Raw genomic sequence first — 12,513 nt, 5'->3', positions numbered from 1 at the left:
TTCGGAATATATACCACCAAGTCGCTACTTGGCGGCACAGGGAGCGAAGGGGCGGATTGTCTTGCGCGGCTCTCGCTGAACGACAACGAGCGAGGATTGCTCTTCGAACGCGTCCATGCCCTCTTTCCACGTGTTCGCCAGCCAAGCTCGATAGACATCGAGATCCACGGAGCCATCATGATTCGTTGCAAACGGCAACGGCTTGTCCACAAAAACACGCGCGAGGACGTTAGGCGCCACAACCCCGCCAGCCGGCGGGACATACTCGCTTTCTTCCGCAAAGACCTCTCGAACAACCGACGACGCACCCTTCATCACACAACTCCCAATAGGCAGAACTGGATATCCACACGCCACCCCGTAAGTGACATGATACGCGAAAATTTCAGTAAGTAAAGAGCAATCGCTATTGACTACTCTTTACCTGGACGCCTTCCCCCTCACTTCTGACGTTGGAAGCGGGTTGGCGACGTTGCCCGTCCAGAAACCGTTTCTTACATTGATTACATTTAGTTACACACACGGTCGAATTGTAACTTAAATATAAGACCGTTAGAGCGCCACCCAGTAAGCGCCGGCGTTCAGTTCGCCCTTGCTCTTCATCTGCACGACGATCCGACGATGCGGCACGATGAACTTCAGCGCGGCCTCCGGCACGCCAAATTTTCCGATCGCAGCCCGCCAGTAATTCCTATCAATGCCCAAAATCAATTTCGTTCCAAGGCTGGATATAAGTACATCGGCAAAATCTGTCAAAGCTTGAGAGGCAAAAACCATCGAAATGCCGAACTTGCGGCCCTCTCGCACCATTTTGTTGATGATGTAGTCCTCGTCCTTGTCCTGATACAGATGCGCCTCGTCGATCATGCAAACGTCCACGATGTCGCTCTGCGGCCCTCGTTGCACGGCACGACTAAAGATCGTTTCCAAACGCGTGATGGTGAAGAGCTTCTTCTCGTCGGGACTAAGCGACGTGATGATGTAGCGCCAGACTCGGCAACGCGGATCGAGAGGTGGCGGAGTGCTGCGATATATGCCGATCGCATATAGATTCTCGAGGCGATCCAAGACCGACTTGATCGTCTCTTCTTGCCCATCGGACTCAATCGCTCTGTCCAGCTCGTCGCCCGTATGAATGCTAAGCACTGCTTCTCGAAATGCGTCGATCGCCTTCTCCTTGGCATTTTCCAGGTCGCGCTGGAGCTTCGACAGGGCCTCGTCGTTTCCCAGACGAGCGAGCGCAACTTCCTTCGCACGCACCTGACGAGCAAGCCGCTCCACTTCCTGAAAGGCCTGCACTGCGCGCTCGTCCGAACCGACGTACATCTCCTTCAACCGCTCCCGGCCATACTCGATCGCATCGGGCAATGTGGGATACCGCTTCCCAGCGGCCGGGTCCGCAGCCCACGTGGAAGCATCGTCGGCGAAGAAACCATGGCGGCGGTAAAGGCCAGTCAGAAGCTTCGTGAGCGCGCGCTCTTGCCGCGGACCGAGGCGAACTGATGTGCGATTGATCGCCGCAATCAGAGATTGGATGCGCTTCCGGACCCCACCGAATTCCGGGTCCGGATTTAGCTCGAGCGGATTGAAGCCGAAGTCGGCAGACTCGTGAAAGCGCACTGCGGATTCACCAGGGATCTCTACGTCGCCATGCGCGTCGAACACATGGATACGCAGACGGCGGCCACCCGTTTCCTGCATGGCCTGCGCAATCTTGCGCAGCATCGTCGTCTTTCCCATACCGGAATCCGCGAAGGCAGCGATGTGCGGATTCACAACGGTGTCCGAATCCCATATCACGTCACCACCACTTTGGGCATTGGAGCCCCATCGAATCTGCACGGCTGATTACGTCCTTTCTGCTGTTGACAGTCCCGAATGCGCTTTGTGTCTTTTTTATATCATCCTTAGCGCGCAAAGAAGGCCGGAGACTCGCTCCGGCCCTCTTTCAACGTACCGATCGGTTGATCGCCTCCGCGAGCGCCATCGGCAACTGCGCGTCGTCGCCCGGGAGATCCATGCCCAACTCTGCGATCGCATGCTTCATTTCTTCGACCGGAAGCATGACCGACACCAGGTGCGTCTTGCTAGGCAACGCGCCGCGACTGAGCAGCAACTCGATCTGCTGAAGGGTCAGGCGAGCCTCTCGCTTCTCGAGGATAGCCGGATTCAGCGCGCCCACACCATCCGGAATCACTGCATCGCCACCGCTGTCCTTGATCTGACGCACCGGCGCCGGCGCGCTCCGCGCAGCTTCACTCGGCTGATATGTCTCGCCCTGCGGCGCCTGCTGGGAGACGAATTCCTGGACTCTCCGCGCGAGCTCCGGGTCAAACTGTTGCCGCGCATCGGGCGACGGGCTCGGCACTGGTCCGGCTGAAGCGGCGCCCTTCTTCGTGCCGTTCTTGGCGGCTCGAATGTCGCCAGAGGTCAGAGAGCGCTTCTCGCGTTGAGCAGTCTCCTTCAGCTCGTCCCGCTTGCTCTTCGGAAGAGCGCGGTACTGTTCGAGAAGCGAAGCGTAGGTGATGATCCCCGAATCCACGACGTCGGCCCACTGTGGGTCCAGAAGCGCCAAAATGCGGGAGATGTACTGGCTGCTCTGGTTGACCAGCTTCGCAAGCTGCTGCTTTTGCAAACCGGGAAACTTCTCCAACGTCTCCTTCAGAAACTTCGCGGTTTCCCGGTCCGACAAATCCTTTCGCTGCAGGTTTTCTGCCAGCTGAGCCAATGCCAATTGCTCGGCCGTCAGGTCGTTGCGGATCATCGCCGGAATCTTGTCCGACTCAGGCAGGCCGCGCTCGTTGTTCAGTTTGAACGCCCGCCAGCGCCGCTCGCCGATACTGATTTTGTAGCGGCCGTCATCCTTCTCGCGGATCGTAATCGGCTGTAGCAGCCCGACCTGTGCAATGCTGTCCGCCAACTCTTCGAGGGCCTGCTGTGTCGCCGGGTCGATCACGCCGTCGACCGGATAGAATTCTTGCCGCGGCTGATCCGGGTCCGGATCGATAAGATCGATGTCCACGAGGACAGGCGGGGCCGTTGGCGCCTCCAAGCTCTGAAGAAAATCCAGCGTGCTCATGTTTTCATTCCCTTATGCGTTCAGTTCCAATACGCGGGCGGCAAAAGACTTCCACTCGTCATTGAGCTTCTTGTCGCGCGAGTGTTTCCAGACCGGCTTAAAATTTTCCAAGGCATCCGACACTGCCACGCGCATCGAAAACTCGTGCAGGATCGCATTGCCAAACTTCTGCGCCAAATCTGCCCTCATCCGCTTTTGCGTGGCGGACGAACGCGAAAACAGGTTCACCACCATTCGCATCGCTAGCCCTGGATTGACGCGCTGCACGGACTTGATGGTGTCGAAGGTCGAGTCAAGCCCGGTCATTGAGGCGAGCTTCGGCTGGATCGTCACCAGCGCGAGGTCCGACCAGAAAAGTGGCGCGGCAATGCGCGGCCCGATGGATGGCGGAGTATCGAAGATCACATAGTCGAACGGCAGGGCCCGCACCTTCTGTCTCAGCGTCGTCGCCTGCTTGAGGATGTCGTCTTTTCGCTGGTCGAGCCCCTCAAGATAGCCGTGACCGTGAAGCAATTTCATCCCTTCAGCAGGGAGGTCTGTATACTTTATTTCACCGTCGCCAAAAATCTGCTCGGAGCCGCCCTTGCGCTTGTTGATCCGAAGATCCTGGCTTAGAAACTGCGAAGCGTTGCCTTGCGTATCAAAGTCAACGACCAGCACGCGCTTACCCGCGTCCTGAGCCGCGAAGGCCAGGTGGCAGCAGATGGTCGTTTTCCCGACCCCGCCCTTCTGGTTTACTACGGTGATGATCTTCCCCATTGTCAGCTGTCCTTTTGCGTTTCGCCAACGTTATCGTCCCGATAGCCATGCGGCAGCAACCGTGCAAGCCGTAGCGCAAGGGTTAAGGGCACATTGACCGAATCGCGCCCCTCTGCGACCGCGCTCGCAACTTCTTGCGTGAACGTCGCCAAAACAGCAGCCGGCAACGCCCCCATCTCGTCTATGGCCTCCAGTCTGTCCACAACGAGCGAGGGCACCGACACGCGCTCGCGACGCGCACGCGTCTCCTCCACCGCATCGGAAAAGAGCTGATCGAACACGGGTTGTCTCACCCGAATCAGAACTTGCTTCTTCTCATCTTTCGTGTCGGACATTTGAACTCTCTCAATAGCATGATACGATGATATCAATGTAGCGGCCGAAGTGCAATACTGAATGTTATTTATATCACTCCGATACAGAAACGGGCCGCGACTGATGCGCGGCCCGTTTCTGACGTCGGAAGCGTCAACGTGGAACGGAGAATCCTCGGTCTACGAGTTTGCCGGAGTACCAAGCATCTTGGCGGGTGGATAGATGTACTGCACCCACCAGAAGATCGACGTATAGCAGAATGCAGCGCGCGAAACGCCACAGATCGTCGCAGTAGCCTCCACTTCGGCGGCCAGATCGGCCGGGAGCTGCATATTCACCTGCTCCCACCCAGTACGCCCGGTTACTCCCCCAGCAAATGTCACGGCAGTTTTTGGCTTTCGCCAATGAAGCCCATGCTCCCAAGGGCGCTCGGCCAGAAACCGGCGGATCATGTCCTCGAACATCGCAGTTAACGAGCTGTACAGGAAGGGCGTGATGCCTTTTAGGTACGTATAAATCTGTGTCGGGCAGCGCGTCGGAACAGCCTTCAACTCATCAAGTCTGGTCTTCGGGCGTCCAATACGTCGACCGTGGCTCGAGCGCGGTCGCGTCTCCGATGCAGCAACGGTCAACGGACCGCTGGTCGGCCCGTTTCCCTGGACCGTATTTTCGCCACCATTCCCCCTCCCCGCAACGGCAGCCGTCGCCCGCCGTTGCACCTTTTTGGCTGCAGGCGGAGCACTCTTGGACACCTTCGTTGCCACTTTGGCAGTCTTCAGCGCACCCGCGCGCGCCTTCGCCGATGGCTTCGCAACTTTTGCTGCGACCTTCGGTTGCGACCGCGCTCCCTTCCGCGCAACAGCCGCCTTGGGAGGCGTAGTTTTCTTTGAGGTCATGGATGGATGAGCCTGCATTTGACGTAGTAGAAATTTTGCTTTACGAACCTCTGTCTATGTTATTTGACAATGCGATCGACAGCAACGCAGTTCATACTATAGTCGGAAACAAAAAGTACGATTGCGGCGCCTTTTTCAATAATTAACACTATTGCTTACGCGCTCGTCCGGTAAAGGGCCGCAATCATCATAACTTCTGACGTTGGAAGCGGAGTGCCCAGAAAAATGGGGCACCAATGTGCCCCGTGCGGCTCTCTCAGTACCCGCGCGCTGTTAGCGGTTCAGGTCTATAGGCCCCCGGGAACACGATGTCGCGCGTCGCCACAATGTTGAACTTATAGCCCGGCCCTCGCGTCAATGTGGGCTGGATGTTCATTCCCTTTTGGATGTAGGCCGCGCCTGTTTGGCCGAGCTGCTGACCGACAGACTGTGAAATGATCTGCGAGTTCGTCTGGACGCCATTGACGTTGGTCGATTGCTTCTGCGTCAGCTCTATCCCGGCACTAAAGAGCGCCATGAATGTGGCGCTACCGAGCACCTTGAGATAGTGATTGTTGACGTTCGCGTCGAAGCCCGCGTTCCCCGCCTTGTCCTCTCCCGGCATACCATCCAAGCTGATGCTACTGCCGTCAGGGAAGATCAGCCGCGTCCAAACGACGAGGATGCGCTCTTGTCCGTACGCAATTTGGCTGTCGTATGTGCCAATCAGCTTGCTGCCCTGCGGGATCAGCAAATACTTCCCCGTCGCCGTGTCGTACACGTTTTCGATTACCCGTGCGCACGTCTGCCCCGGCAGGTCCGAATTGAGCGCACACTCGAGAGCCGCTGGGATGATCCAACCTGCCTTTATTTCGTACGGGGAAGTTGCCGGCATCTTCACCTCGTTCAACCGGGTCTTGGCCAAGCTCGCCGCGCTAGCCAGAAACTGCTCTTTGCGGCCCTGCTTGTTCTGGTCGTCCTGCTGTTGACCGCCAATCGCAGGCACCAAGGGACTGCCGCCCGCCGCGCCCGCACCCTGAGCGGCAGCAGCCGCGCCTGCCGCTTGCGCAAGTTGCGCCAGCAAAGGATTGCTCGAACTCGACGTCGCACCTAGACCGGTCCCTCCAGCCGCGCCCAACCCGCCCGTCGCGGCATCGCCACTCCCAGCATCAAGTGACGATTCGATTGCTTGTTTCCGCTTTTCGTCAAGCTCGCGCTTGCGCCTCGCAGCCTCCTGTTGCTCTGGAGTTTGATATTGGCCGTCGGTGCCAGCCGGCCCGCCGCGAGGACCTAGCACAACCTTCCCCGGACCGCCCGGTCCTGCGGTCACGCCTGAAGCCGGCGCCGGCACGGACGGCACGCCTGCAGCGCTTGCGCCAACCGGAAAAGTTGGACCGAGCATGCCGGCGACAGATGCGGCCGAGGCCGCCTGGGCGACGACGACCGCCTGCCCCGAGCCGACGTTGCCGAAATTCGGCGATGCCGGTGACGGGGATTTTTGAGCCTGCTGAGCTGCTGCCTCGGCCGCGTCGTCCTTGGATGATGGAACTGAGCCGTCGTCGTTCGCGCCAAAGATCGCGAACATGACATACCCGAGCACCGCAACGATCACGATAGCCGCGAGAGCCTTCACCTTCCGCGACACTCTCGTTAGCCCCGTCAGCTTGCCCTTCAATTGAACCGAATCCGGTGAGTCAAACGGATCTGCGACCGCCATGCTCATCTCCCTCCTACTCGAGACCAGAAGGAGCGCTTGTTCTTCGTCCACGTGATCGTGATCTTCTTCTCGTCGCCGTCCGATCCAACCACCAGCATCGCTCTGTCGAACAGTTTGTCGACCTGGTACAGCGTCGGGTCGGAGGCGCTAGGACGCCAATTGACTAGCTCAGGCCTGTCGTCTTTGCCCAGCAAAACCAGTACCGGCGCTTCCGATGTCGTAATCGCTTCGGGCATCTTGATATAGACCTTGAGGCCGTCGTTGTAGACTCGCACGGGTTTTAACGGTGAGTCGCCGTCGATCGAATATGCGAAATCGAGCTTGTCGGCCGAGCCCGGTGCCAGTTCGGCCGCGACCAGTTTGTCGTGGGCACGCTGCTCCCGTTCTTTGATTTTTGCCGTCTCGTCCCACTCCGCGGCAATTTCTTCCGGATAGTAGAAGCCGATCATGTTCAAGTAGTCCTTCTCATTCGGACTCGAGTACAGATCAATTTGATAGGTACGCCTATCCGTTGTAATAATCAAATTGGTCTCGATGTTTGTATCCATCGGCTTGACGACGATATGCGTTACGGCGCTGTCGCCGCTGCCCGAGACCCGCTTGCTGAATTTCCACCGCGCTGAATCTCCCGCGATTGGTTGACCCGTCGTCAGTTCTCCGGGTTGCAGCTGGATGTCGCACGCTCGAATGAGGGTGCATGTCAACTTCGGCAAATACTGGCCAAACGGGTAGTTGATCCGGCCATCATCAGAGATGATCGGCTTAGCAACACCCGTCTGCTGCCACTTCTTCGCCTGCGCTACTGCCGCATCTTCCAACGTCAGAAATTTCTTGCCAGAACCCGCGATCGCGCCCTGGCTAACCGCGACCAAAAGACAAGCTCCCAAAGTTGCCAAGATCTTCATACCGGTGTGCTCCCGATTAACGCCCATATCAGATCAACCCAAAACTTTGGACCACGAGAAGTCGGTGATGAAAAATCCGGTACCGTTCCGTTGTATGTCCACGTCCTTGTTCAAAACGATCGTCTTGAATGTGAAAAGGCCCTTCCACCGTTCTTCGCCAAGCACATCTCCATTAGGCGCGTGTCGGATTTCCGTCCATTCGACCTGGTACGAGTGATCGGAGACCGGCAGAGCAAGCGTCACGATAGTCTCCACCGTGTATTCCGCGGCGGTAGCGAACGGTTTGCGCTCGTCGTGATAGAACGCATCGAGCTTCTTGTACGCTGGACTACCCGCCTGCACTCGCGCGTAGACGTAGCGCATGAACGTCTTCTGCGCGTCCTGATCGCCCGCGATGATCCGCGACCATTCGACCCATCGAATGACCTGCTCACGCATTGCGCGGCGGCTATCGACCGGATTCGCGCGTGACGGCTGGCCCACCGACACCACCGTTCCGAGCTTGTCGACAGCGACCACGTAGGGAATGAACTTGCTTGTCATCATGTAGTAGCCGTTGAAGGACATCGACACCGCGAGCAAGGCCGCGGTGATCCTCCAGGCGACTTGCCAATTGTGCTTCTCTACAGCGAGATTCAGGTACCGATCGTCCCGATTGCCATCCGGCTCCTGGAGAAACGGTGAGCGCGCCCTGTCGCGGCCGCCGTCCTTCGTCGGCATTAGACCTTCCGCGGCGTCACTGCCGCCCTTCTTCTTTCGCCTAAACATTTTTATCGGCCCTATGCAATAACTATATTAGTCTGCGGTGTGTTTAAGATCGATATTGATCGAAGCCGCGTGCGCAGCGTCTTGCGGCACGTAGCCTTGAAGATCGTTAATGCGTTTATGCAACGGGTCAGAACCAGGACGATTCGGCGGCTGGCCTTTTTTGTCTCCTGAAACCGAAGCGGTCGATCCGTCTCCACCGGGCGTCGCCGTTGCCGACCCGCTAGGCGCCGCTGCAGTCCCTGCATCGACTGGCGTCGAGACAGCTCCCGGACCGCCAGAAGGTGCGGCCGGCGCACTTGCCGAACCGCTCGAACTGCCGCCGCCATCCACGGATGACATTCCGGCGGTGCTCGCGGGCCGTGCGCTTGGCGTGGCAGCGGCCGGCGACGATCCCATTGCACCACCGGCGGCAGCCCCGGCACCTGCCGCCGAAGTCGGCGACGAGGCCGCCGTAGCCGTCTGCCCAACCGCCGGAGGCACTGCCGTACTATTTGCCGCGGCACTCACAGGAGCCGCCATTGGTCCAGCCGAAGCGCCCCCATCAGCGAAGGGCGTGCTCGAGGCCGGTTCTGTCCCGCCCCCATCGCTGCTCGCTGGCGCGCCAGCGACATCTCCGCCACCTTGCGCGGGCGCAACGTTCGTCGGCGCCGATGGCGGAACAGGAATCCCCGAAACGCTACCGCCGCGCGTCGCCTCGATACTCGAAGCAATTTTTCCGCCAGTCGTGCCGTCCACTTTCTGCGCGAAATTGGCTCTGACGCCGCCCGCCGCATCACCAATCGCACCCTTTGCAAGACCAAGGCCATGACTGCCCATTTCGCCAAGTGCATGCGTCGCCAGAGCGGTGCCACTCTTCCCAAGATCCAACCCCGAGTTCAGACCGGCGCCTAGCGCTTTTGCGAGCCCGGTCGCGCCGGCCGCCGCTCCAGTTGCCCCCGAGGCAGCGCCCGCAGCGCCGGCCATCGCCGCCGCGCCAGCGCCCGCCACGGCCGCCCCAGCCCCGATCGCGGCGCCGAGCATTCCCCCGGCAGTCATGCTCGGGCTACCCGACATCATTGCGCTCGCCATTTGCGGCACCGAAACCCCCAGATAGGCATAGACCAGCGCCTCCCCTGCAGCGACGAGACATGACTGAATCAGGTTCGACGGATCGATAGCCAAGTTGTCGAAGAGCGTTTGCCCCGCACCAACAATCATGTACAGCACCATCAACTTGATACCGGTGGCGACCGCATATTGGAGGTATTTCGACGCCATGTCCGTCGTCCACCGTGATCCGCCAAAACCGAGGAGGATCACCCCGCCACCGATAGCGATGTACGACTCGATTTGAGTCACCAACAGTTGCGCTGCAACGAAAAGGAACGATAAAAAAACCAAAATCGCCAACGCCGTAACGGGAATCACGACCGCGATCTTTTCCATTACACCCAACTCGCCGATCGCCTGGTAAGCGGCCAACGCAGTGTCGAAGCCCGTTGACACGATACCGTCTGGTGTCGCGGCAGACGGCGCAGAGCCACCAGCCCCACCAGCGGCCATACCGATCGTTTTGAACGAGTTGATGATCGCCGGAATCCAGGTATCGGACATTTTGAGAAGCGTCCAGAAAAAGGCAATCGTCATTACCTTCTTCACGAGGCTATTCAAGACGTCGGCAAATTCCGCCTTGTCGAGAATGTACGTTACCGTAGTCCAACCGAAGTCAATCGTCGCCAGCATCCAAAAGAGCTTCTGAGCGTACCCTTTGACGATCGTCCCCCAGGTCACCTGGAGAGGCGAGAACTTAGCGTCCACGCCGTTCAAAAAATTGAACTGGTAGCCGTCACCGCTGCTCTGCGCCAGCGCAGACAGCGAAAGACTCAGCAGGGTCACGACGACGGCAATGACTGCCGTGAACCGGAGCCACTGGCGCACGGAGGATGGTTTGCGGAACGTCAACCTGAGTATGGCAAGCATGGCCGAGTCGCCCTCAGTGCTTGATGCGCTTCGAATGAATGCTTCCGAACACAGCTCTCTCGGCAGCATTCGCATCGATCGCCGGGACTGCCGATGAACTAGCCAGCCGCGGATTCGAGGGGGGCAATTGCCCGTACACGTGGTCAGCATCACTTTGCTTGCCGCAAGCGGCAAGAGCAAAGGCTGTCAGCAAACCAATCACGATGGCGCGCATGGCGTTCTCCGTTAGTTCGACGGCAACGAGGGCGCCGTATACGGGAGGATACGTTTGGCGCGGATGTTTCCGTACACCTGCGCTAGCCCCGTGTTCCCCATGTTTTCCTTGTCCATTTGCGTGGCCAGATAGGCGTTCTGAGACTGCATCTGCGCCATCTGGAGCTGCCGCAACTTCTCGAGTTGGCTGACCATCGCAACCCCAACCTCATTGCCGGCCTGCAGTGCCTGCAACTGCCCTTGCGCGGATTGCGACCGTTGCTGCAGTTGATTAATCATCGATTGCTCGTTCGCGAAGTCATTCATATGAGCGCGCATCACCGCCAACGAATTCTGAACCGCGCTGAGCGTGTTATCGGACCAATTCCTATATGCGTGCTGGAAATCCAATGCCGACCCATAGCCTGGGTGCAGGTTTCGGAACAACTGATCGGCGTTTTGAAGCGTGTAGTCGATCTTCTGTCCAGCCACGACTATCGTCTGCAGGTTCTTGAACGCTTGCGACATGTTGTTGTCGTTCCAGAGCGCGCCAGCCGCTTCTCCCAACAGCGCACTGGGAGACATGTTCATCAGGTTGCGCAACATCGTCTCGTACTGATTGATCTGCGTGACCGTTTGTTGCGCCTGCTGCGCGTACGAGGCGACGAGCTGCAGATTATTCAGGATCTGCGTCGGCTCTGTCGCGCCGGCCACGGCACCGCCGGCGTTGGCTCGCGAAACGAGTGTCAAACCGATCAACAGCGAGATAGCAAAGCGCATCAGAAATTTCATCGTCAACGTCCCCCTCCTCGTTGCGGATCGCACACGTAGGGATTCCTTTCAACCCCGGTGTTGACGTATGCGTACTTGCCGTTTTGTGTCATGTCTGTCTGAATCAGCGTGCGCCGATAGTGGTCGGGATCGATCGCCGCGACGACTGCGCTCGCATTCAGCGCCACGGCCGCATTCGCACTCAACGTTTTAGCGGCGTTGATGGCATTGATTGCGTCCTGGACCCGGGCCTCGTTGGCGGCCGACAATGCGCCATACCCGGCATACAAATGCCATCCTCCGCCGGCAAGGGCGTAGGGCAACCGGAGAGTGACCGTGGTATTGAAGAGTCCGCCTCTTGCCACTGCGTACACGGGAAACAACCCGCCGCGCCAGTCGGCCCAGCTGTTGCCAGTGAGAAATGCCGCCTGCGACATCGCCGGATCGTGCATCCCGATGTAGACCAACCCAGGGCGCGCTTGATCTGCGCCATTGATCGGTAGAGTGAACGTGACGTAAGGCTGAAAGCCTTGGCAAGTGACCTGTACACCCGTCACCGCGATCGTCGATCGGACGCCGACCTGAGCGTGCGCCCAGCCGCACCAGAGCCACATTGCCGCTGCCAGGCTGTTGAAGATCGTTCTTCGCATAGCTTTCCCTTCAAGCGTGCGTGGTGTGACGTACCGCGCCGATACGACGCGCCATGATCGCCTTAAGTCCGTGAAAGCCCAGCACAACCGGAAACGCAACCAGCGCACCGATCAACTGAGCGACAAATGCGATAACCGGCAAGCCAATCATTGCCGCAATCAGAAATACGCCCATGATACCCTCCTTGTGTGCGATTGCCTTTATTATAGCACTATGGATGATAGAACGATATCAAAATATCGTCATGCTGCCTGTTTCGCGATGCCGAGTTGGCGCTCGTGATATGCAATCCACTCCGTAAGTTGCCCCTTGCCCCACTCTTTGTTGGCGTTGCAATGGCGCAGCCATTCGACCGTCCAGCGCTCCCCATGGCTCTTGATTAGTTGCCGCGCAAGCTCGATGTCGGCCTTTCCGGAGGCCCCCACAAAGGCGAGGCACACTGGACCAAGTCCGAGTTGATACTTACGACGCCCTAGGGAAACGCTGATCAATGGACCAACTTCCGAAGTTGCAGGCGAGATG

General features: G+C 58.5%; 14 protein-coding genes and 1 pseudogene. All 15 read right to left on the bottom strand.

The genetic code is table 11. From position 1 onward, the window contains the following. Positions 1-24 precede the first annotated feature (24 nt). Positions 25-315, bottom strand: a complete 291-nt coding sequence (locus tag ACSHSS_RS18700; protein ID WP_060332480.1) for a hypothetical protein — start codon at positions 313-315, stop codon at positions 25-27. Between the two features lie 237 nt (positions 316-552). Continuing rightward, positions 553-1,800 (bottom strand): helicase HerA domain-containing protein, encoded by a 1,248-nt coding sequence (locus ACSHSS_RS18695; RefSeq protein ID WP_445545375.1) that lies wholly within the window; start codon positions 1,798-1,800, stop codon positions 553-555. 148 nt (positions 1,801-1,948) lie between these two features. After that, entirely contained in the window at positions 1,949-3,079 is a 1,131-nt protein-coding gene (locus ACSHSS_RS18690) for a ParB/RepB/Spo0J family partition protein (protein ID WP_261507956.1), read from the bottom strand. 12 nt (positions 3,080-3,091) lie between these two features. After that, positions 3,092-3,838, bottom strand: coding sequence for a ParA family protein (locus ACSHSS_RS18685; RefSeq protein WP_060332483.1), 747 nt, complete (start codon positions 3,836-3,838; stop codon positions 3,092-3,094). 2 nt (positions 3,839-3,840) lie between these two features. Next, positions 3,841-4,173 carry a hypothetical protein gene (locus tag ACSHSS_RS18680; RefSeq protein ID WP_060332484.1) on the bottom strand — a complete coding sequence of 111 codons (333 nt, stop codon included), beginning with the start codon at positions 4,171-4,173 and terminating at the stop codon, positions 3,841-3,843. A gap of 159 nt (positions 4,174-4,332) precedes the next feature. Next, the gene (locus ACSHSS_RS18675; protein WP_445545345.1) at positions 4,333-5,049 is read right to left on the bottom strand and encodes a hypothetical protein; all 717 of its coding nucleotides are present in this window, start codon (positions 5,047-5,049) and stop codon (positions 4,333-4,335) included. A 256-nt stretch (positions 5,050-5,305) separates the two neighbouring features. Continuing rightward, positions 5,306-6,745, bottom strand: coding sequence for a TrbI/VirB10 family protein (locus ACSHSS_RS18670; protein WP_445545344.1), 1,440 nt, complete (start codon positions 6,743-6,745; stop codon positions 5,306-5,308). A 2-nt stretch (positions 6,746-6,747) separates the two neighbouring features. Continuing rightward, positions 6,748-7,650 carry a P-type conjugative transfer protein TrbG gene (gene trbG / locus ACSHSS_RS18665; protein WP_060332487.1) on the bottom strand — a complete coding sequence of 301 codons (903 nt, stop codon included), beginning with the start codon at positions 7,648-7,650 and terminating at the stop codon, positions 6,748-6,750. 33 nt (positions 7,651-7,683) lie between these two features. Beyond that, a complete protein-coding gene (locus ACSHSS_RS18660) occupies positions 7,684-8,370 on the bottom strand; it encodes a type IV secretion system protein (protein WP_261507966.1) in 687 nt (228 codons plus the stop codon). A gap of 75 nt (positions 8,371-8,445) precedes the next feature. Then, entirely contained in the window at positions 8,446-10,377 is a 1,932-nt protein-coding gene (trbL, locus tag ACSHSS_RS18655) for a P-type conjugative transfer protein TrbL (RefSeq protein ID WP_445545343.1), read from the bottom strand. A 13-nt stretch (positions 10,378-10,390) separates the two neighbouring features. Then, positions 10,391-10,591, bottom strand: coding sequence for a hypothetical protein (locus tag ACSHSS_RS18650; RefSeq protein WP_157657501.1), 201 nt, complete (start codon positions 10,589-10,591; stop codon positions 10,391-10,393). Between the two features lie 11 nt (positions 10,592-10,602). Further along, a complete protein-coding gene (gene trbJ / locus ACSHSS_RS18645) occupies positions 10,603-11,361 on the bottom strand; it encodes a P-type conjugative transfer protein TrbJ (protein WP_060332490.1) in 759 nt (252 codons plus the stop codon). Positions 11,362-11,363: 2 nt separating this feature from the next. Continuing rightward, entirely contained in the window at positions 11,364-11,990 is a 627-nt protein-coding gene (locus tag ACSHSS_RS18640) for a hypothetical protein (RefSeq protein WP_445545342.1), read from the bottom strand. A gap of 10 nt (positions 11,991-12,000) precedes the next feature. After that, entirely contained in the window at positions 12,001-12,165 is a 165-nt protein-coding gene (locus ACSHSS_RS18635) for a hypothetical protein (protein WP_157657503.1), read from the bottom strand. A gap of 68 nt (positions 12,166-12,233) precedes the next feature. Then, positions 12,234-12,513: pseudogene (locus tag ACSHSS_RS18630) on the bottom strand (hypothetical protein); the annotation flags it as partial.

It is taken from the genome of Burkholderia sp. BC1, from assembly GCF_052683555.1.
Note: the sequence above shows the minus strand (reverse complement) of the source record. Positions and strands in the feature narration are given on the sequence as shown.